Origin of the sequence: Larkinella insperata (assembly GCF_026248825.1) — a bacterium.
Lineage (GTDB): Bacteria > Bacteroidota > Bacteroidia > Cytophagales > Spirosomataceae > Larkinella > Larkinella insperata.
Genome location: NZ_CP110973.1, coordinates 3,335,976 through 3,356,747, shown reverse-complemented (window position 1 = coordinate 3,356,747; position 20,772 = coordinate 3,335,976). Strand labels below are relative to the sequence as shown.

13 protein-coding genes are annotated in these 20,772 nt (G+C 54.5%); 6 read left to right on the top strand and 7 right to left on the bottom strand.

The window, feature by feature from the left end; genetic code table 11:
- The first annotated feature begins 142 nt into the window (after window positions 1-142).
- From OQ371_RS13475 to OQ371_RS13465, 3 genes are all read left to right on the top strand, one after another.
- A complete protein-coding gene (locus OQ371_RS13475; protein ID WP_265988462.1) occupies window positions 143-1,039 on the top strand; it encodes a glycosyltransferase in 897 nt (298 codons plus the stop codon).
- A gap of 125 nt (window positions 1,040-1,164) precedes the next feature.
- Window positions 1,165-1,905 (top strand): class I SAM-dependent methyltransferase, encoded by a 741-nt coding sequence (locus tag OQ371_RS13470; protein WP_265988461.1) that lies wholly within the window; start codon window positions 1,165-1,167, stop codon window positions 1,903-1,905.
- Window positions 1,902-3,170, top strand: a complete 1,269-nt coding sequence (locus tag OQ371_RS13465; protein ID WP_265988459.1) for a glycosyltransferase family 4 protein — start codon at window positions 1,902-1,904, stop codon at window positions 3,168-3,170. Before OQ371_RS13470 ends, OQ371_RS13465 begins: the two co-directional genes overlap by 4 nt.
- Here OQ371_RS13465 and OQ371_RS13460 read toward each other — a convergent pair.
- Window positions 3,157-3,894: a class I SAM-dependent methyltransferase gene (locus OQ371_RS13460; RefSeq protein ID WP_265988458.1), complete on the bottom strand. Its 738-nt coding sequence runs from the start codon at window positions 3,892-3,894 to the stop codon at window positions 3,157-3,159. The genes OQ371_RS13465 and OQ371_RS13460 overlap by 14 nt on opposite strands.
- A 58-nt stretch (window positions 3,895-3,952) precedes the next feature.
- Here OQ371_RS13460 and OQ371_RS13455 point away from each other — a divergent pair, with 58 nt between their 5' ends.
- From OQ371_RS13455 to pfkA, 3 genes are all read left to right on the top strand, one after another.
- Window positions 3,953-4,702, top strand: coding sequence for a glycosyltransferase family 2 protein (locus OQ371_RS13455; RefSeq protein WP_265988457.1), 750 nt, complete (start codon window positions 3,953-3,955; stop codon window positions 4,700-4,702).
- Window positions 4,703-4,807: 105 nt separating this feature from the next.
- Window positions 4,808-5,467, top strand: coding sequence for a phosphatase PAP2 family protein (locus OQ371_RS13450; protein ID WP_265988456.1), 660 nt, complete (start codon window positions 4,808-4,810; stop codon window positions 5,465-5,467).
- Between the two features lie 213 nt (window positions 5,468-5,680).
- Window positions 5,681-6,655, top strand: a complete 975-nt coding sequence (pfkA, locus tag OQ371_RS13445) for a 6-phosphofructokinase (protein ID WP_265988455.1) — start codon at window positions 5,681-5,683, stop codon at window positions 6,653-6,655.
- A 163-nt stretch (window positions 6,656-6,818) separates the two neighbouring features.
- On the opposite strand, the gene OQ371_RS13440 is transcribed toward pfkA, so the two are convergent.
- The 6 genes from OQ371_RS13440 to OQ371_RS13415 all read right to left on the bottom strand — a co-directional run bounded on the left by OQ371_RS13440 (window position 6,819) and on the right by OQ371_RS13415 (window position 20,696).
- Window positions 6,819-9,245 (bottom strand): ABC transporter permease, encoded by a 2,427-nt coding sequence (locus tag OQ371_RS13440; RefSeq protein WP_265988454.1) that lies wholly within the window; start codon window positions 9,243-9,245, stop codon window positions 6,819-6,821.
- A 52-nt stretch (window positions 9,246-9,297) separates the two neighbouring features.
- Window positions 9,298-11,682: an ABC transporter permease gene (locus OQ371_RS13435; protein ID WP_265988453.1), complete on the bottom strand. Its 2,385-nt coding sequence runs from the start codon at window positions 11,680-11,682 to the stop codon at window positions 9,298-9,300.
- A gap of 274 nt (window positions 11,683-11,956) precedes the next feature.
- A complete protein-coding gene (locus tag OQ371_RS13430) occupies window positions 11,957-14,596 on the bottom strand; it encodes an ABC transporter permease (RefSeq protein ID WP_265988452.1) in 2,640 nt (879 codons plus the stop codon).
- 88 nt (window positions 14,597-14,684) lie between these two features.
- Window positions 14,685-15,023 (bottom strand): PadR family transcriptional regulator, encoded by a 339-nt coding sequence (locus OQ371_RS13425; protein ID WP_265988451.1) that lies wholly within the window; start codon window positions 15,021-15,023, stop codon window positions 14,685-14,687.
- A gap of 221 nt (window positions 15,024-15,244) precedes the next feature.
- Window positions 15,245-17,863: an ABC transporter permease gene (locus OQ371_RS13420; protein WP_265988450.1), complete on the bottom strand. Its 2,619-nt coding sequence runs from the start codon at window positions 17,861-17,863 to the stop codon at window positions 15,245-15,247.
- A gap of 211 nt (window positions 17,864-18,074) precedes the next feature.
- Window positions 18,075-20,696 (bottom strand): ABC transporter permease, encoded by a 2,622-nt coding sequence (locus OQ371_RS13415; RefSeq protein WP_265988449.1) that lies wholly within the window; start codon window positions 20,694-20,696, stop codon window positions 18,075-18,077.
- Between the last annotated feature and the right edge of the window lie 76 nt (window positions 20,697-20,772).

Genomic DNA, 20,772 nt, shown 5'->3' with positions numbered 1-20,772 from the left:
AATCTTGCAATTAGTTTAGAAGGTACACGGGGCGGTTTTCGTTTCAGCAATGGGTAACATCCGCTGAAGCAGCCGGCACCAACCCCGTACCGACGGCCCGGTCCATTGGCGCCGGGCGTAAACGGGATACCCACAATTGAAAATGACGCTCGCTCCCATTGTTTTGTTCTGTTATAACCGCGTTGATCACCTGCGCGAAACCATTCAGTACTTAGCGGCCAACCCGCTGGCCAAAGACAGCATCCTGTACGTTTTTTCGGACGGCCCCAAAACGAACACCGCCCGAGAAGATGCCGAACGGGTGCAGAAAGTCCGGGATTACCTGCCCACCATCGAAGGGTTCGCGGACGTTCGCATCAAAGCCGCCGAAACCAATCAGGGTCTGGCCAATTCCATCATCCGGGGGGTGTCGGAGGTGATTGCGCAGCACGGACGCGTCATTGTCATGGAAGACGACATTATCTGTACAACCGATTTTCTCGAATTCCAAAATGCGGCTTTAGACTTCTACGAAAATCACCCGCTGGTTTTTTCAATTTCCGGGTATCTGTATCCGTTCACGATTCCGTCGCCCTATTCCAAAGACGTTCTGCTGCTGCCCCGCGCGTCGTCGCTGGGCTGGTCGACCTGGAAAGACCGCTGGGAGCTGGCCGACTGGTTGGTACCCGACTACGCCGAGTTCATCCGCAATCCGGAAGCGCGCCGGGCGTTTTCGGCCAGCGGCAGCGACCTGATTCCGATGTTCGAAAAGCAGCAGAAGGGTTTGATCAGTTCCTGGGCCATTCGCTGGAGTTACACGCATTTCAAGCAAAAACGGTATTGCCTCTACCCCATCCGGTCGAAAGTGGAACACATCGGCTACGACGCTGGAACCAACTTCGGCCGGTTCAGCCGCCACCACAACACGGCGCTGCACGAAGGAAAAATTCAGCTAACGGCGGACGTGCAACCCGAGCCGGAAATGGTCCGTAACCTGAAACAATACTTCCGCCCCAGCCTAATCCGCCAGGCGATCAACTGGTACAAATACGGCATCTAGCGTCGTTCTGCAACCCCGAAGGACATTGGAGATGACTTTAGTGGCTGGCGGTTTCGATTCTGTGCGAGAGTAACTATTTTTGTCGGGATGCGGGACCACTGCCCGCGCCTTGATTCACTACGGCTTTGACACTAACCGACCGCACATTCTGGCTTAATTACTGGGAATCGAAAGAAGGGTTGATTTTTAAGGTACCGAACAAATATCCTTTCTTACCGCTCATTCGGCAACTGGTAGCGACCCACCCCACCCGTTCGGCGCTGGAACTGGGCGGCTTTCCGGGGTATTATTCGGTCTGGATGAAAAAGCACCTGAACACCGACACCACGCTGCTCGATTACGTGGTGCACCCAAAAATTCTGCACGATCTGGAACGGGCCAACGGACTGCCGGAAGGCTCGGTGGGCGTGATCGAAACCGATTTGTTTCAGTATACCCCCCGGCAAGGATTTGACCTAGTGATGTCGAACGGTCTGATTGAGCACTTCGACGACACAGAAAATATTATTGAAAAGCACGTTGAATCGCTGACCCCCGGCGGTACGCTGCTCATTACGCTGCCCAACTTCCGCGGGCTGAACGGCTGGTTTCAGAAAACCTTTGACCCGGAGAACTACGCCAAGCACAACATCCAGTCGATGGACCTGGACCGGCTGCGAAAAGCGGGCGAACGCCTGGGGCTGAAAAACATCCAGGTTTATTACGACGGGCGGTTTATGCTCTGGCTGGAACGGGAACACGAAAAGCCGCTACTGGGCCGGATTCTACGGAAAGTACTCTGGTTACCACTCAAGGTGTTTTTCAAGCTGGTTCCGGTGGAAACCAAAGCGTTTTCACCTTACATTGTTCTGACGGCCACCAAATGAGGGTTCTTCACCTGAGCACCTACCACCGGGCGGGCGGAGCGGCCATTGCCGCCAACCGACTCAATCAGGCCCTGAACCGGGCGGGTTTGTCGTCGCAGATGCTGGTGGCCGAAACGTCGGTGGAGGAACCGTCGGTGGTTTCGCTGGCCCGGTCGGGGTGGCAGAAACGCTGGGCCACCGCCCGCTTTGCCCTCGACCGCCTGACGTTTGTGCCGTTTGAACACAGCCGCGCCGTACGGTTTGCCTTCTCACCCGCCCTGATCGGGACGGATATCAGCGCCCATCCGCTCGTACAACAGGCCGACATTCTGCACCTGCACTGGACTACCTTCGGCTTTCTATCAACCCGGTCGCTGGGCAGGCTGTTTGCCCTGAAAAAACCGGTGGTCTGGACCCTGCACGATATGTGGGCGTTCACCGGCGGCTGTCACCACAGCGGCACCTGCGAGCGGTATCAGCAGCAGTGCGGCAACTGCCCGTTCCTGCGAAAACCGTCCTCAGACGACCTCTCCCACGGCGACTGGCTCCGAAAACAACGCGCCTACGACAACGCCCGGCTGACGCCCGTGGGTTGCAGCCAATGGCTGGCCAATCGCGCCCGGCAGAGCAGCCTGTTCGGGAAGCTGGCGGTCCAGTCCATTCCCAATCCGCTCGACACGCAGTTATTTTCGCCCCTGGAAAAAACCGCAGCCCGGCAGGAGTTGAAGGTTTCGACGGATAAACGACTCATTCTATTTGCAGCCGCCAAAGTGTCGGCGCTGGGCAAAGGTTTTGCCTACTTCCAGCAAGCCCTGGCCCTGTTGCAGCAACAACTGGCCCAACCTGAGGAGGTCGAATTGCTAATCTTTGGCGGAGGTGATGAAAGTTTGTTGCAGGAGCTGCCGTTCCGGTATCATTTCCTGGGATCACTGAGCAACCTGCGGCAAATCGTGGCCGCTTACAGTGCCGCCGACCTGTTCGTGATCCCGTCGCTGGAAGAAAACCTGCCGAACACCATCATGGAGTCGATGGCCTGCGGAACGCCGGTCGTCGGTTTTGAAGTGGGCGGTATTCCGGAAATGGTGCAGCACCAGCAGAATGGCTACCTCGTCCAATACCGGTCGGTGGACGATCTGGCAAATGGGATGCAGTGGATTCTGGAGCAACCCCAAACGGCGTATAATCAACTGGCCACCAACGCCCGCCAGCACGTGGTCGCGAATTACGACGAAACGGTCATTGCCCGGCGCTACATTGACCTGTACGAGCAGGTTAAAAAATCGTGATGTCGCTTTTTTTCCGGCACAAAACTGCAAAGGCGCTCGGTTTGATTTTCCGCAGCGTCGGCACGGATTTCAAAACCTGCGTTTTGAGCCAGATGGCCCAGAACGTCAGCGTGTTCGGCGCTGAATGCCGGATGGCGGCCGTATCGTAAAAGACGCTGTGTTCCGCCAGGATTTCGAACCCTTCGGATTTGAGCAGAAATTTAAACAGCGAGGGCGTGAAAATGTTGATGTGGCCGTACGACAGAAAATGATCGGTTTTCCGGTCAACAAAAAAGCTGAAGTCAATCGGCACTTCGAAAAACTGATACTCCGAAACCCGGGCAATTTCGCGCAGCAGCAGCCGCGGATGTTCAACGTGTTCGATGACGTGTGAGCAGGTTGCCAGCGGAAACTCCCGGGCGCCGTACGGTATTTTGTAGCCGTCGAAAAGCTGCACGCTCTGCAACGTGGTCAACCCGCGCTCCCGGATTCGATTGGCCCCGCTTTCGGAGATTTCCAGCGAATGCATGGCCGGACAAAACCGGGCCTGATCGAGCTGCTGCAACACCGCGCCGTCGCCCGAACCTACGTCCAGCATCTTGGGAAAGTTGTGGGACTGGCACAGGCGACGAATGGTTTTGGCTTTCATCCGCGCGCCCATATTCCGCCAGGTCCGGTCAGCATCAGCGTATTGCGACCGGTATGCATCCTGAAGTGCCGACGAAGTTGTTGAATTCGTTTCCATTCAGCCGTTGGTTAGCACGTAAAATTACCGTTTTTTTGCAAATTGCCGCCACGCAACCATGCCCATACTCTCAATCATCACTGTCACCTACAACGCCGAACGGTTTCTGGAACGCACGATCCGGAGCCTGCTCGCCAATCAACCGGGCGACGAAGTGGAATATCTGATCATCGACGGGCACTCCAAAGACGGCACACTCGGCATCGTTCGGAACTACGAGAAGCACATCAGCCGCTGGGTTTCGGAGCCGGACCGCGGTTTGTACGACGCCATGAACAAGGGTCAGCAACTGGCTACGGGCGACTACGTCTGGTTTATGAACGCCGGGGATGAGCTTTACGACGCCACGACGATTTCCAACCTGCTGAACCAGATTCGGACGAACCCCGCCGATGTCTACTACAGCGACGCCCTGTTTGTGGATGATACCGGTCAATCGTTGGGCCTGCGCTCGCGGATAACACCCCATACCCTGCCGCACCACCTGACCTGGCGCGATATGGCCATGGGCATGAAAGTGTGCCACCAAGCCTTTATTGCCCGGCGCAGTCTGGCTCCCGATTTCTGGGTAGAAAACCTGAGCGCGGACATTGATTGGGAAATTCGATGCCTGAAAGCCGCCCGAAAAGTGGTCTGGCTCGATTTCATTTTGTGTAAATACCTGGTTGGCGGTCTGTCCGTGCAGCGCCACCGGCAGTCGCTGGCGGATCGGTTTAAGGTGTTGGCAACTCATTTTGGAACCGCAACGGCCTTGTGGAATCACGCCCGAATTCTGGCGAGGGCGGTCCGGTTTCGCTTTGCCAGATGAGAATATGAATCCTATTTTAAAAGCCCATGATGGTGGTCGTGGTCGCGGACATACCTTTTTTGAAGTTACCCAAACGGTTTCAACCGTCTAAATGATGTGCATCCTATGGCTCAACGCTTGCGACTTCTTTTCTTACTCTGGCTAACGGCTTTCCGGCTTTTTGCGCAGACAGCGGGTGATTCCATTCCGACCGAACGACGGTATCCGTTGAAAGCTTTTATCGTTCCGGCGGCCCTGGCCGGGGCAGGAACAGCCCTGCTCGGGCATCCTACCCGCGAACCGTTCACCTCGACCGGCCACGTTAGTGCAGCGGATGATTACCTGCGGTTTGGCCCCTACGGGTTGCGGGTGGCGTTGCAGGCAGCGGGCGTTAAACCGGCGGTCAACCTGGGTGATGAACTGATGGTGACGGTGGTGTCGAACGGGGTGATGGGCGTTGTAACCGAAGGACTCAAACGGACGGTGCAATCGACGCGCCCGGACGGTTCCGACCGGCGTTCGTTTCCCTCCGGGCATACCGCCGTGGCTTTCACGGGTGCCGAGCTGTTGCACCAGGCTTACAAACACAAAAGTCCCTGGATCAGCATTGCCGGTTACGCCATGGCCACGGCCACGGGGGTGTTGCGCGTTGCCAACGAAAAACACCATTGGGCCGATGTTTTGACCGGGGCAGGGATCGGAATCGCGTCGGTAAAGATTACGTATGCGGTTTATCCGTTGGTAAAACGAAAGTTACAACGCCACCGCAGGCGACCGAATAATTGACTACAATCAGTTAATAACCAATCGCTTATTAAGCGTTTATGAATAAGTAATTCGGTTTGAAAGAACGACTTTGGACTTTATGGAAGTATTAAATTCGTTTTTCATTGAGCACATTTGTCGGTTTGTCCGAAAATGAAAATAAATTTGCGGTTCGCAAGCGAAAGGCAAACGATTATCTTTTTGCACACTGAAAATTTAAAATAGACTTTTATCATGAAGCGCGTAGCTGTTTTTACTTCCGGCGGTGACGCCCCCGGCATGAATGCCTGCATTCGGGCGGTTGTCAGGGGAGCAGTCTACCACGGCGTCGAAGTGTTCGGCATCCGTCGGGGGTACAACGGAATGATTAACGGCGATATATTCCCCATGACGTCCCACTCGGTTAGCAACATTGTTCAACGGGGAGGGACTATTCTAAAATCAGCTCGCAGCAAAGAGTTTATGACCCCCGAAGGCCGTAAAAAAGCCTACGATCAACTGATGAGCCACGGCATTGAAGGGTTGATCGCCGTTGGCGGGAACGGGACTTTTACCGGAGCTTTAAAGTTTTTTGAAGAATATCAGATTCCAACCGTCGGAGCGCCGGGAACCATCGACAACGACCTCTACGGAACGGATTATACCATCGGCTACGACACGGCCGTCAACACGGCTTTGGAAGCCATCGATAAAATTCGGGATACGGCCGACTCCCACGACCGGGTGTTCTTTATCGAAGTAATGGGCCGTGACTCCGGCTACATTGCCATTCAGTCGGGAATTGCGGGAGGAGCCGAACTGGTGATGGTCCCCGAAGTCCTGACGCCCATTCCGGAAGTCGTCGAAACGTTGAAACAGGGCTGGAGCCGGTCTAAATCGTCGTCCATCATCATCGTGGCGGAAGGCGACGTAGAAGGCAATGCCGTGGTGCTGGCGGAGCAGATTCGGGAACAGGTTGGGGTGGATATCGATATGCGGGTGACCACACTGGGCCACATTCAGCGGGGGGGCGTTCCCACCGCTTACGACCGGATTCTGGCCAGCCGCCTGGGTCTGGGAGCCCTGGAAGGACTGCTGGAAGGACAGAAAAACGTTATGGCGGGTATCGTCAACAACGAACTGATTTATACCCCTTTCATAGACACCATCAAATTGCCCAAGCCGATCAACGAGGATTTGCTGCGGATGGTACGGATTCTGAGCGTCTAGAGCTCAGCGGTCAATACCGTTGGACGTGGTGCAAACTACGGATAAGCAAGAAGGGAGCTGAAAACAGCTCCCTTTTTATTTACGGTGTATTGTAAAACCAGGCGGTTGTAAGGTTGCGTATTACCCGGAATCCCGGTAAAAACCGCTCAAGTCCCGTGCAGCCTTATTCACTCCGCAAACTCTTCACCGGATTGGTCATAGCGGCTTTGATCGACTGGAACGACACCGTTACAAACGCAATGACCACGGCGGCAACGCCAGCAACGGCAAACACCCACCAGGGCACATCAATTTTGTACGCAAAGTCTTCCAGCCACTGATTCATCCCGTACCAGGCAATCGGTGTGGCAATCAGGATGGCAATCAGAACCAGTCTGAGAAAATCTTTCGACAGCAGGCCCACAATGCTGGTCGTGCTGGCCCCCAGCACCTTCCGGACACCGATTTCCTTCGTCCGCTGCTCGGCCATGAAAGCCGCCAACCCGAACAAGCCCAGGCAGGCAATCAGAATGGCCAGCACCGAGAACGTCAGTACGATCTGACCGACCCGCTGTTCGGCGCGGTACATCGAATCGAAGCTGTCTTCCAGAAACGAGTAATTAAACGGCATACCCGGCGCCATTTGCCGCCATTTCGCTTCCACCTGTTTCACCAGCCCCGGAATATCCTGACCACCGAGCCGGAATGAAATCGATCCCCGGGAAGGTTCCATGAACAAAGCCACCGAACCGATGTTCTGCCGCAGGGACTCATAATGGAAGTTTTTCACAACGCCAATGACGGTGTAGGTTTTGAAAACTTTGCCTTCGTTGTCCACCATTCGCGCCACCCGCTGGCCAATCGGATTTTTAAAGCCAAAAATTTTGACGGCCGTTTCGTTTAGAATAACAGCGGAAGAATCCGCCCCAAACTCCCGCGAGAAATTCCGGCCCTGCGCCAGCTCCATGCCCAGCGTAGGGATATAATCGTGATCGACCGCCCATTGTTGCGACGAAACCGCCTTACTCTGATCAATCTGGCCTTCCGGGAATAGCGCGCTATCACTCCGATCCGACGGCACCGGCAGGTAGCTCGATAATGAGCCCAATACCACCCCCGGCAGTTTGAGCACCTCTTCCTTGAACGCCTGTATCTGATTGCCCAGTCCGTAAGCCTCGTTGACGGTCAGCACCTGATCACGTTTGAAACCCAGTTTGGTCGTCTGAATGAAGTTAATCTGCCGGTAGACCACCAGTGTACCAACAATCAGAATCACCGACATCATGAATTGAAAAACCACCAGACCACTGCGCAACCCGGCGCTTTTCAACCCCAGATTGATTTTTCCTTTCAGCACACTGATGGGCCGGAACGAAGACAGAAAAAAAGCCGGATAACTGCCCGCCAGCAAACCCACCATCAGGGGCAGAGTCAGCAAAACCGGCAGAAACTGCGGAACAAACAGGCTGTCGACGGTCAGTTGCTTGGCCGAAATTTCATTGAAGAACGGCACGGCCAGCGCCACGATCACCAGCGCCAACGCCAGGGCCAGCACTGCCATCAGAATTGATTCGGTCATGAATTGGCCGATCAATTGCCGCTGCACCGACCCGAGCACTTTCCGCACGCCCACCTCCTTCGCCCGGTTGGCCGAGCGGGCCGTCGAAAGATTCATGAAATTGATGCAGGCGATGAGCAGGATAAAAACCGCCACCGCCGAGAAGACGTACACGTACTGAATGTCGCTGTTGGGTGCCAGTTCGATGTTCTGTTTTGAATGCAGGTGAATGTCGGTCAGCGGAATCATCCAGTAATTGATCCGGTTGCCTGCCTGCCGAAACTGTTCAACGGTTGTTCCCAGAAAAGCCACCGCCTGCGGTCCGACGTATTTCTGAATAACGGCTTCGAAGTTACGACTAAACGACTGGGGATCAACTCCTTCTTTCAGCACAATGTACGTGTGGTGGTTGTTACTCAGCCAGTTGCCCCACTGGTAATTGTCGCTCCGCATGCAGACGAAAAAGTCGGTCCGAAAATGCGAGTTGGTGGGCATGTCCCGCATGATTCCCGTTATCCGGCAGGTTAAATTATTGTCGAGCACCAGCGACTGCCCCATCGGATTCTGGCTGCCAAAATGCCGTTTTGCCGCCGACTCACTGATGACAATGGTGTTGGGCTCGGTCAGCGCCCGTTTCGGATTTCCGGCTACCAGCGGCAACGTAAAGACGTCAAAGAGCGTCGAATCCGCAAAAATGATGTCTCTTTCCTGCAGGTTATTGGGTTGCCCGGCGCGTTTGACCAGCCAGGTGCCCCGCCCGTGCAACCGCACGAAATTTTCCACCTGCGGATAATCCTTGAGCAACGTGGGGCCAATCGGGTCGGGCGATACGGCCATGTGCATGTCATTGCCGCCAAACTTGATGTCGGCGTTGATCCGGTAAATGCGGTCGGCTTTTTCGTGGAAGCGGTCGAAGCTCAGCTCATCGACTACGTAGAGCGTAATCAGTAGACAGCAGGCCAGCCCCACGGCCAGTCCGGAGATGTTGATGAACGTAAAACCCCGCTGCTTGCGGAGGTTACGAATTGCGATTTTGATGTAATTGCGTAGCATATGCTGTTAAGAGACTTAAGCGACCGGGCGGTTCAAGATGATTTAGACCGTGTTATTCACTCCGCAGTGATTTCACGGGATTGGCCACGGCGGCTTTTACCGATTGATAAACCACCGTCATCCAGCAAATCAGTAACGTCAGCGAGCAGGCTGCCACAAAGACGCCGACGCCGATTTCGGTTTTGTACGGAAAATGCTGCAACCAGCGGTCCATGGAATACCAGGCCACCGGAATGGCAATAGGAAATGAGAACAGCACCAGTTTCGTGAAATCTTTGGATAGCAGCAGCACCACGTTCGAAACCGACGCCCCCAGCACCTTCCGGACACCGATTTCTTTCACCCGCTGCTCGGTGGTGAACGTTGCCAGCCCAAACAGACCCAGGCAGGCAATCAGAATCGTCAGGCCCGAAAACGCCGTAAAAACCCGACCTCGAAGCTCATCAGCGCGGTAGGCCGATTCAAAATCCTGATCCAGAAACCGGTACTCAAACAAGCGGTCGGGGTACGTTGCCTGCCATTGCTTCCCGATAAATTCCACGGTTTTTTCGGCATTTTTCGGGTCGATTTTAATATGTACCACGGAATTATTCGGTCGATATAGCATAATCATCGGCTCGATGGGGCTGTAGAGCGATTGCTGGTGAAAATCCTTCACCACGCCCACTACCTTCGCCGTGGGCGGAGCAGGCTGGCCGGCTTGCGGCAGTCCGCCCAGCAGCACCTTCTTGCCCAGCGGCTCTTTCCAGCCCATCCGCTTGACGGCGGCCTGGTTGACCAATACGCCGTTGGCGGTATCGGCCGGAATATCGGCGGAAAAATCGCGGCCACTGACCACCTTCATGCCCATCGTTTTCAGGTAATCGTGGTCAATTCCCATCGGTTTGAAACCCATTTCTTTCAATCCTGCGTTGGATTCCACCGCAAAAATGATCCGTCCACCGATGTTGCTGGTGGGCGACGAAGCCGTGCCCACACTCCGAATAGTCGGGTTCGCCAGCAGGGCACTCCGCAGGGCATCGTAACGTGCTCTGGGTTGCCCTCCCTGATAATCGACCGTCAGTACCTGTTCCCGGTTGTAACCCAGATCCTTGCTGCGCATGTAATTGAGTTGCTGGTAAACAATCCAGGTGCAGATGAGCATGATCAGCGAAATGGAAAACTGCGCTACCACCAGCGTTTTCCGGAAAAAACTTCCTCCTTTGGTATTGAACGAACCTTTCAAGACCGTTGCAGGCTCAAACGAAGAGAGGTAAAAGGCCGGATAACTGCCACTCACAAAACCGGTAAAAACCACAATGGACAGCGCGATGAGAAGAAATTGCGGCTGGAGTAATTCGCGGAACTGAATCGATTTTCCGGAAACCGTATTGAAAAACGGCAACAACAACGCCACAAAAACCAAGCTGGCGGTCAACGCTAAAACCGTCATCAGGACCGATTCGGTCAGGAATTGGCCCATCAAAGCGTTACGAAGCGACCCCATCGTTTTCCGCAAACCGACTTCCTTGGCGCGCTTGGCAGAACGGGCCGTGGCCAGATTCATATAATTGATACTGGCAATCAGCAGCATAAAAAACGCAACGGCACTAAAAATGTACACGTAACTAATATCGCCCCCCGCTTCGCCGTCCATTTTAGAGTGCAGGTGAATGTCAGTCAATGGTTGCAGCTCGTACGTAATTTTGATGCCCATGCGCTGGAAAATCGACGCCATATGCTTGTCGTAAAGCTGCGGAAATTTGCTTTCCAGGATCTTCGTATCGAAATGCTCAGGCAGCAGCAGATAACTGACAATGTAAAAACCGCCCCAGCCGTTGGCCTGACGCGCATCCGTGCTGAGCGAGAACAGCGCATTGAAGGTGAAATGCGAATTTTTCGGAACATCTTCGATCACACCGGTTACTTTGTAGAACGTCGTATCGCTGGTTTGCAGCGACTGACCGAGTGCCGGACGGTTCCCGAAGAATTTCTGGGCCGTTGTCTGCGTAAGAACAACACTCCCCGGCTGATCGAGAGCGGTTTTGGGGTCTCCTTCTATGAATTTGTGCGTAAATACCTCAAAAACCGTCGAGTCGGCCGCGTAGACGTCCGTTTCATAAAACCGCTTTTCGCCCTGCCGGAACATCACCCGGCCGTTCGGAAAAAACCGGACGTAGTTTTCGACAAACGGATAATCCTGCTTCAAGGTTTTCACCAGCGGGGGCTGCGTGCTCACCCAGTGATTAATTTTATCCGGTTCCGTGATGTCTGAAACAATCCGGTAAATCCGGTCGCGCTTTTCATGGTGCCGGTCAAAGCTCAGCTCATCGGTCACGTAGAGCAACAGCAGCAACCCGCAGGTGACGCCGATGGTCAGTCCCAGAATATTGATCAGGCTGTAGAACTTATCTTTCAGAATATTCCGCCAGGCGATGGTCAGGTAGTTTCGCAGCATACAAGTTGTCCGAGGAGGTTAGGTCAAAACGGTCGTTCAACTTCTATGCCGACGAAAGTATACCATTGATTTACAGCAATTTATCAAATGAAACAGTACGCCTATGTACGAATTCGGACAAACCACTGTCCGCGGATGAACAAAAATCACAAACTGCCCACCCGATCAGTAAGGACACCTCTTTGTTGACACGCTCCATTTGTTCGAAGACGAAGACAGCTCCTGTATTGGTCAGAGACGGCATAACGATAGCTCATACCCCTGACGGGACCAGTTATTCACTTCTCAACGATTTCACCGGATTCATCAGGGCGGCTTTGATGCTCTGGAAGCTAACGGTGAGCAGGGTGATGGTCAGGGCGCCCGCGCCCGATGCGGCAAAAACCCACCAGGAAATTTCCGTCCGGTACTCGTATTTCTGCAACCAGCCATGCAGACAATAATAGGCAATGGGCGTCGCAATTCCGAAAGCAATCAGGACCAGAAATACGAAATCTTTCGACAGCAGCCCCCACAAATTAAGCACCGACGCCCCCAGCACTTTCCGCACGCCAATTTCTTTGGTCCGCTGCTCCACCACGAAAGAGGCCAGCCCAAACATGCCCAGACAACTGATAAAAATGGCCAGCACCGCAAAACCCGTAGCGAGGGTGCCGATTCGCTCTTCGGCCGCAAACTTGGCCGCAAACTCTTGATCCGCAAACTTGTAATCGAAGGGAGCCGAGGGGATAACCCGTCTAAAAACGGCTTCTATTTGAGCCACGGACTCACTCGCGCTTTTGGCGGGGTTCAGCTTCAGATCAATCCAGTTCACATTATCGTAATCCAGCAGGTAAAAGGATTGCTTAACCGGATCATACGGCGAATCCATGATCATGTCTTTGATGACGCCGACGATCTTAAACGCCCGCGCGTTACTGTCGGCCCCCCACCGCACAACGGTACCGACGGGATCCTTGATGCCCATGAATTTGACGGCGGCTTCGTTGACCACCAGGGAAGCGGAGTCGGTTGAAAAGACCCGCGAAAAATCCCGGCCTTCCTTGAACTGCCAGCCGACGGTTTTCCCAAACTCGTGCGTCACCCAGATGGTCGAAAAATCGGCATCCAGGTTGGGGTCCTTCCCGGCCCATTCAAAGCCCCCGTTGTTTGACCAGACGGAGGTTATCGGGCTGGACGATTCGGCCATTTCGACGATGGCACCGGATTTTTTGAGTTCGGACCGGAGCAATTCAAATTTGCCGTAAAATTCCGGCGATTTCATCTGAATCATCATCAACCCGTCGCGGCTATACCCGATGGGGCGGTTTTTGGAGAACTGAATCTGGCGGTATACGATGATGGTCCCGATGATCAGGGAAACCGAAACCGTGAACTGCAAGACAACCAGAACTTTGCGGGGGATGGAGACGAAACGAACGGTTTGTAGCCGCGATGCCACGGTATTGCCTTTCAGGGCCTTAATGGGTTCGAAGGAAGATAAATACAGGGCGGGGTAACTGCCGGAAATCAGGCCCGTCAGCAAGGTGAAACCGATTCCGAGCAACCAGAATCCCGGATGCGTCCATAAAATAGTCATCCGTTTGTTGGCCACCTCATTGAACCACGGCAAACTGAGCAGAACCAGCAGGAGGGCCAGGACAAAGGCCACGGCAACGACCAGCAGCGATTCGCTCAAAAATTGACCGATCAACTGACTACGCACCGACCCTACCGCCTTCCGAATACCGATTTCCTTGGCCCGCTTTTCCGACCGGGCGGTGCTTAGATTCATGAAGTTAATGCAGGCCAGCAGCAGCACAAAAATCCCGACAATCCCAAAGAGCCAGACATATTCAATGAGTCCGCCCGTCTGCACGCCCTCCTCCCAGTTGGATCGCAGGTGCCAGTCGCGCATGGGATGGAGAAAAATTTGGGCATTGTATTTTTTGTCACTTTCCTCGACGTTGTTATACTTGGCCCGCAGGATGCGTTTGCTGACCGATTCGTAACTGGTCTGGTCGTTGATCTGCGCAAAAAGCTGGTAAGAATTATCGCCCCACTGGTCCCGGGAGCGTTGAATCCACGGCTCCGACGTAGTATACAAGTCCCAGGGCGCAATGAACGTCAGGTCTCTGAAGTACGCATTGTAGGGAATATCTTCGTACACCCCGGTTACTTTCACGTCCAGTTTATTGTCGATTTTCATCAACTTGTTCAGCGGATCGGCCTTGCCAAATACGGCCTTGGCGACCGATTCGGACAGCAGAATGGAATTGGGTTCTTTCAGCCCCTCCTCCGAGCCCTTCAGCAGGGTAAGCGAGAACATCTTGGGCGCATCAGGCTCCATGTAACAACCCGATTTCGAGAATTTCTTGTCGCCGTACGTCAGGATATGTTCCCCTTCCCAGGACGCCATCGACAGGTACTTGAAATCATTGCCGTACTTGGTCCGCAGTTCGCTGCCGAGCGGAAAAGGAATCGCCGTCTGCGTGTAGATTTTGCCATTTGACGTTTGCTGCTGCATCACCTGCGCAATCCGGTCGTAATTTTTATGGTACTTGTCGAACGACAGTTCATCGTACAGCCAAAGACCGATCAGCATTGCCACAGCCATTCCCACGGCTAATCCACCGATGTTGATGAACGAATACACCTTGTTTTTAACGAGGTTTCGGAAGGCGACTTTCAGGTAATTTCGGATCATGACGGGACTTAGAAAAAAGGGTGTTGAATATTCCGTTGCGGACTTACGCCGGGCCAGGGGCCGCAATAATTTCAAGGCACTCAGGCCGTACCGCCAGCGAGCTTTGCGCTCCCCAACGGTTTGGACCCAATAGGCATATAATTCCAGCAAGTCGCCCTGCACTTCCTCCCGTGAATCGGGATGACCGAATGCTTCCAGCAGCCAGGTGGCCCAGCGGGGTGGTTTCATTGGGAGTTAAGAATTATGCGTTATAGATAAAAATTAAAAATTCAGATGTCGGGTGGGAAGGCGATGAGGGTCACGGGTTCCGTTCTTCTTAATGTCCCATCAGTTGCAGCGTTTGCGGGGGCAACGCATCCCACAGCTGCTCCCGAACCTGTTTTACCTCCACCAATGCCCGCCGACCGGCGGCTGTGACGGTAAAAAACCGTTTGCGACGCCCCCCGCGCTCGGCCGTAGCTCCGCTCATTCGCGACGACAGATAGCCTTTTTCTTCCAGCCGTTGCAGCGTGGTATGAACCGTACTGAAGCCCACCGCCCGACCGGTTTTCTGTTCAATCTCCTGCGTGACTGTCACGCCGTAGGCGCTTTCGTCGAGGACGGCCACGGTAAGCAAAACCACTTCTTCAAATTCCCCCAAAAAAGCCCTTTTCATGGCGTTGGTATTTTATACGATAATGCCGAACAAATGGAGTGCCAAGGAAGCCAAACGACCTTTGGCGGGCGTTAAGTCACTATTTTCAAGTTATTGTGTGAAAAATTTGTCCAAAAGCGGACAGCCGGACGTACCAAAGCGGACACCGTCTTGACGTATGGTAAACCGTCTTAAAGCAGAATGACGCGGACTAGTTTCAATCCGCGTCATTCCATTATAGATTATTCGCTCCGCAAACTCTTCACTGGATTTACGAGGGAAGCCTTTATGGATTCGTAAGAAACCGTGACCAAGGTGATCAGGGACGTGAGCAGCATGGCCAGGGCGAAAATCCACCAATCAAGTTCAATGCGGTATTCGTAGCTCCGCAGCCAGTTGCCCATGAGCCACCGGCCCAGCGGGGCGGCCACCAGAAAGCCGAACAAAACCAGTCGGCCAAACTCCCGACCAAACAGCCAGAGCAATTGGGAACGGGTGGCGCCGAGCACTTTCCGCACGCCGATTTCTTTGGTTTTCGATTCGGCAATGAAAACCACCAGCCCGTAAATGCCCAGACAGCCAATCAGAATGGCGACCAGCGAAAAAACCTGGATCAGCACCAGCAGAATCCGTTCGGTCAGGTAAAACTGATTGACCAGCTCATCCACAAACGAAGCCCGGTAGACGTTTTCCGGAAACAGTTCATTCCACGTTTTTTCCACAGCCGCGACCGTTGCGGGCAGGTTGGCCGGGGCCACTTTCAGAGCCGCCATCGTGTTCTCGGTGTGGAGGTTGAGCAGCGCCGTGGGCGGAATACTGCCGTGCATTTCGCCCAGCGAAAAATCGTTGATGACCCCCACGATGGTTTTTTCCAGGCCAAACACCGTCAACCGTTTACCCAAAATCTCGGCGGGCGTACGCAGCCCCAGTTGTCGGATCATGGCCTGATTAACCAGGGCTTCCGCATTCGTCGAATCGTTGGTGCTAAAATTTCGCCCGGCCACCAGTTTCAGTCGGAACAGCGGCCCATACGCTTTGTCTCCAACTTTCACACTGACCGGAAACTTCTCCGGCTCGGCATGGCGGTCGTAGGTGAACGGAACGGGCGGACGCCGGTGCGAAGCGGGCGGATCGCCACCCAGCGCCACCTGCTCAACGCCAGGGATTTGGGCCAGTTGTTCGCGTAGGGTTTGCTGCTTCAGCGGATTTTTGGTCGGGACCGGAACCGTCAGCACCGACTCTTTATTGAAGCCCAGATCGGCCTGTTGCAGGTGCCGCACCTGCCGCGTCATGACAATGGCGCCAATTACAAAAAGCTGCGTAATGAAAAACTGCACGATGACCAGCCCCCGCCGAACCGACAAACCGCCCACCTGTTGGGTCGTCAGGCGTCCGCGCAGAGCCGCCACCGGGTTGAAACGCGACAGCACCACCGAGGGATAAAACCCCGCCATCAAAATGACCCCCAGGATCAGGCCGCCAAACCACAGCAGCGAATCGGGCCGAAATATATCCAGAATGGAAAGATCCGCGTGTAATACCGCCAATGCGCTATTCAAAAGGGGCAGATTGAGTTGGGTCAGCACCAGGGCCACCACGACAGCCACCAATGTAACCAGCGTAGCTTCCGTCAAAAACTGTCCGATTAGTTGCCGGCGCGTGCTGCCCACGGCTTTCCGCACGCCCACCTCTTTGGACCGTCTAATGGCGCGGGCCGTGGCCACGTTGATGAAATTAATGCAGGCAGCCACCACCAGAAACACCCCAACCATGATGAGTGCGTACAAAATTGGCCGGGGGGCACGTCCGCCGTATTGCGGATTATGGTTCAGATCGCTGAGCGGCAGGGCGTGGAAATTCAGCAGTTTAGCCTCCTGGGCGGCCATGTACTTCCGGCGAACGGTCGGGAACGTTTGGACGAGCCGCTCCACGGGCGTTCCTTCCCGCAGCGCCACAAAACACAGCGTACTCGGTCCACTCCACTGCTGCATTAGCTCAGGATTCCCCGTCAACGTAGGCAAGGTGCTGTACGAAATCAGCATCTCCAGGCCCAGCTTGGTATTGGAAGGCGGGTTTTTAATCACACCGGTAACTGTTAGACTCGCCTGGTTATCAAGCCGCAGCGTCCGGCCAATCGGTTCGGCCCCATCGAAATACTTTTGGGCGTACCGTTCCGATAAGACGACGGTGTTCGGTGCCCTCAGCGCGGCTTTCCGATTGCCTTTTGCCCATTCGACATCAAACACATCGAAAAACTGCGGTTCCACAAAACCAACGTTGCGAGACTCTTCAAATTTCTTCGCCAAACCGCCTTTGCCATCCGGCACGCCAATTATTTTTCCAGATGCCAGTTCCATCCGAACGGCACTTTCCACAAACGGATAATCCCGGCGCAGCACATCGCCCAGGGGCCGGGGCGTTGCATCGCTCGGCACCACGTTGTCGTGCTTCACATCGGTTACAATCCAGTAGATGCGGTCGGCCTTGGCGTGGTAGCGGTCGAAGCTGAACAGCCAGCTCACCAGCAGAAAAATCAGCAGGCCACTGGCCAGTCCGACGGCCAGGCCAACCGTACTGAGGGCACTCGAAAGGCGGTTGCGCCAAAGGGTGCGCAGCGAAATTTTGAAGTAATTCGTTAGCATGATTTGGGTTGGAATAGAAGAAAACGGCGACTTGGATCTCCAGACAAACGGTTTAAAAAAACCCAGCACCTCTTGCCAATACTGCATCCGCGCCCGGCGCTCCCCCACCCGCCGGACCTGCCAGGCAAACTCCTCGTGCAGATCGCCCAACACCTCCTCCAGCCGGTCGGGGGCGCAGAACAGTTCGAGCAATCGGTCAGCCAGGCGGGGCGGTTTCATCGTGATGAGTGAAGAGTTAAAAATTAAAAGTTAAGAATAAGCTACCGCAGGATTCATACCTCGTGGCTGCACTAAGGCGTAAATACGTAGGTGAACGGGCCTGATTTATTCGTCATTTTGTCATCCAATGGCTGCCGCAGTGGAACTGCGGCAGTTCCACTGCGGCAGCTTATTTTTAACTCTTCACTCTTCACTTTTAACTGATCACTCCTTATTCCGAGCGCAGCGAGCGAACCGGGTTCATCAGGGCGGCTTTGATGCTCTGGAAACTGACCGTCACCGCGGCTGTTAGGACCGTTGCCAACAGCGCCAGGCCGAAAATGCCGGGGCCGATGTCGATGCGGTACACGAAGTCCTGCAACCAGTGGTTCATGACCCACCACGCCACCGGTGTCGCCACCAGAAAGGCCACGAAGATCAGTCGGAAAAACTCCCGGCCGAATAGCCACAGAATATCGCCGATGCTGGCACCCAGCACTTTCCGGACGCCAATTTCCTTTGTCTTCTGGGCCGCCATGAACAGCACGAGTCCGTATAAACCCAGGCCACCGATAACGACCGCAATGCCCGCGAAGAAATTGACCAGTTTGGCCATCGTCTGCTCCTGAACGTAGTTTTCCTGCAACTGCTCGTCCACAAACTGCGCGCTGAAATAACTGTCCGGATACAGCTGGTTGTATTGCTTTTCCAGCTGATCGATCACCCGTTTGTAATTTCCGTTGTGCAGTTGCAGGTTGGCGGTGTGATAGCTGGTGGCCTGGGTGGTCAGGAAGAGGGGCGCAATGCCGCTTTTGAGGTTATTCTGATTGAAGTCTTTCAAGACCCCCACCACTTCGAGTCCGCGCCCGTTGTGCACGAATTTGCCCAGCACCTCCGTCGGATTTTTTATCCCGAGCGCCTTGACAAACGCTTCGTTGACCAGCACTTCGCGGGAGGTATCGGCGGGTTGGAGATTCCGCCCGGCCACCAGCTTCAGACCGTAGACGTCCAGGTAGTGGGCATCAATAAAGCGTTGCTGGGTGGTGAATTTTTCGGGCTCCGGCCGGGTGTCGAATTTGATCATCGTCTGGCTAATCCAGCCCGACTGGGGCGGTCCCCCGACGGAGTAGCTCACGTTCTTTACCTCCGGAATGGCCATAGTCAGGTTCCGGAATGCGTTCATTTTCCCGACATCCTGCAACGGAGAATCAGGCAGATTGACCGTCAGTATAGCCTCCTGACGGAAACCCAGGTCTTTGTTCTGAATATACTGCAACTGATTGGCAATGACGACCATGCCCACAATCAGCATCTGGGAAATCGCGAACTGGGTAACGACCAGACTCCGCCGGACCGAAAACCCGCCCACCTGCCGGGTCGTGATCCGGCCTGCCAGCGCCAGCACCGGTTTGAAACCGGCCAGCACCAGGGCCGGATAAAGCCCGGAAAGGACAATGACGGTGATGATGAGCAGCACCAGCCAGCCCAGCACGGTTGGGTCGTAGTAGAAGGTAAACCTGAAAACGCCGTGCAGCTTTTCCTGCGCCAGTTGTTGCCCAATCTGAAAAAATAGCAGCGCCAGAGCCGTGGCAGCCAGGGTCAGCAAAGCCGTTTCGCCGATAAACTGCCAGAACAATTGCACCCGCGTGCTACCCAGCACTTTCCGCACGCCCACCTCCCGCGATCGGTTGAGGGCCTGCGCCGTAGCCAGGTTGACGAAGTTGATGCTGGCCGTCAGGATGAGAAAAAAGCCAATGGCCACCAGCGACCCGATCAGGCCCCGACTAACCCCACCCGTATCCGTTGCGAAGTGAATGGCCGACAGCGGCTGCATCAGAAACTGAGTGTCCTTCACGCCGTGCGGTTTGTATTTTTTTACGAAAGCCAGCATCTGCCGGTCCCAGTCGGCTGCGGTGAAGCGATTGTCCAGACTCACAAAGCACTGGGTATCGCCGTTGATTCCATCAAAATCGTCGGGTAACGAACGCCCTTGAAATTCCTTCAGGCTGGCCCAGGAAGCCATAATCGGGTAAGCGAAATCGGTATTATCCTTATAATCCTCAAAAACGCCCACAATCCGGGCATTCAGGATCGCGTTGAGCCGGATGACTTTTCCGACTACCTGGGTCGTACCAAAGTATTTCGTCGCGTTTTCGGCGCTGATCACCACGGTATTCGGCCGGGTCAGTTCCGCCGGTCCGCCCACCAGCCAGCGGTAATCGAAAATTCGGAAATAAGCCGGTTGGACGAAAGCCCCCACCTGATGAGCCTCCTTGAACTTCCGGTCGGGACCATTGCGCATCGGTAGGGTCACCAAGAGGTCCCGATACTGGTCAATCATTGCCACCTGTTCAATGTCGGGGTGGTCATTCCCGAGCGCCTTTCCCAGCGGATAAGGTACGCCAGCGATATCAAAATTACCTTCGGGGGTCACAAACCGCGTGGTTACCCGGTAAATGCGATCGTACTTCTGGTGGTGTTTATCAATGGAATAATGGTAGCGAACCAGCGCAAAAATCAGGAGCGCTGCGCCGATGCCCAGGGCCAGGCCGGTAACGTTGATCAAGGCATAGGTTTGGTTTTTCACCAAGTTCCGCCAGGCGATTTTGACATAATTTTGCAACATAGACGGACTGAATAAAGGATTGGGGGAATGATCATTCGATTTACGCTTGATGGCAAACGGTTTAAGAAACCCCAGCACGTCGCACCAATACCGCAGTCGGGCCCGCCGTTCACCCACCCGCTGAACCTGCCAGGCGAACTCTTCGTGCAAGTCGCCCTGCACCTCCTCGAGCCGGTCGGCAGCGCAGAAAAGCTTCAGAAGTCGGTCGGCCAATTGGGGCGGGGGCATAAGGAAAAGTTAAGAGTTATGAATGATGAGTTTTACGGTATAATCGAGTTTCAAAATGCGTTTATTATTAACTTTT

Bases quoted from the DNA above. Each gene is read 5' to 3' on its own strand.
- OQ371_RS13475 (WP_265988462.1), top strand. From the start codon at position 143: ATGACGCTCGCTCCCATTGTTTTGTTCTGTTATAACCGCGTTGATCAC.
- OQ371_RS13465 (WP_265988459.1), top strand. From the start codon at position 1,902: ATGAGGGTTCTTCACCTGAGCACCTACCACCGGGCGGGCGGAGCGGCC.
- OQ371_RS13460 (WP_265988458.1), bottom strand. From the start codon at position 3,894: ATGGAAACGAATTCAACAACTTCGTCGGCACTTCAGGATGCATACCGG.
- OQ371_RS13455 (WP_265988457.1), top strand. From the start codon at position 3,953: ATGCCCATACTCTCAATCATCACTGTCACCTACAACGCCGAACGGTTT.
- OQ371_RS13450 (WP_265988456.1), top strand. From the start codon at position 4,808: ATGGCTCAACGCTTGCGACTTCTTTTCTTACTCTGGCTAACGGCTTTC.
- pfkA (WP_265988455.1), top strand. From the start codon at position 5,681: ATGAAGCGCGTAGCTGTTTTTACTTCCGGCGGTGACGCCCCCGGCATG.
- OQ371_RS13440 (WP_265988454.1), bottom strand. From the start codon at position 9,245: ATGCTACGCAATTACATCAAAATCGCAATTCGTAACCTCCGCAAGCAG.
- OQ371_RS13435 (WP_265988453.1), bottom strand. From the start codon at position 11,682: ATGCTGCGAAACTACCTGACCATCGCCTGGCGGAATATTCTGAAAGAT.
- OQ371_RS13430 (WP_265988452.1), bottom strand. From the start codon at position 14,596: ATGAAACCACCCCGCTGGGCCACCTGGCTGCTGGAAGCATTCGGTCAT.
- OQ371_RS13425 (WP_265988451.1), bottom strand. From the start codon at position 15,023: ATGAAAAGGGCTTTTTTGGGGGAATTTGAAGAAGTGGTTTTGCTTACC.
- OQ371_RS13420 (WP_265988450.1), bottom strand. From the start codon at position 17,863: ATGAAACCGCCCCGCCTGGCTGACCGATTGCTCGAACTGTTCTGCGCC.
- OQ371_RS13415 (WP_265988449.1), bottom strand. From the start codon at position 20,696: ATGCCCCCGCCCCAATTGGCCGACCGACTTCTGAAGCTTTTCTGCGCT.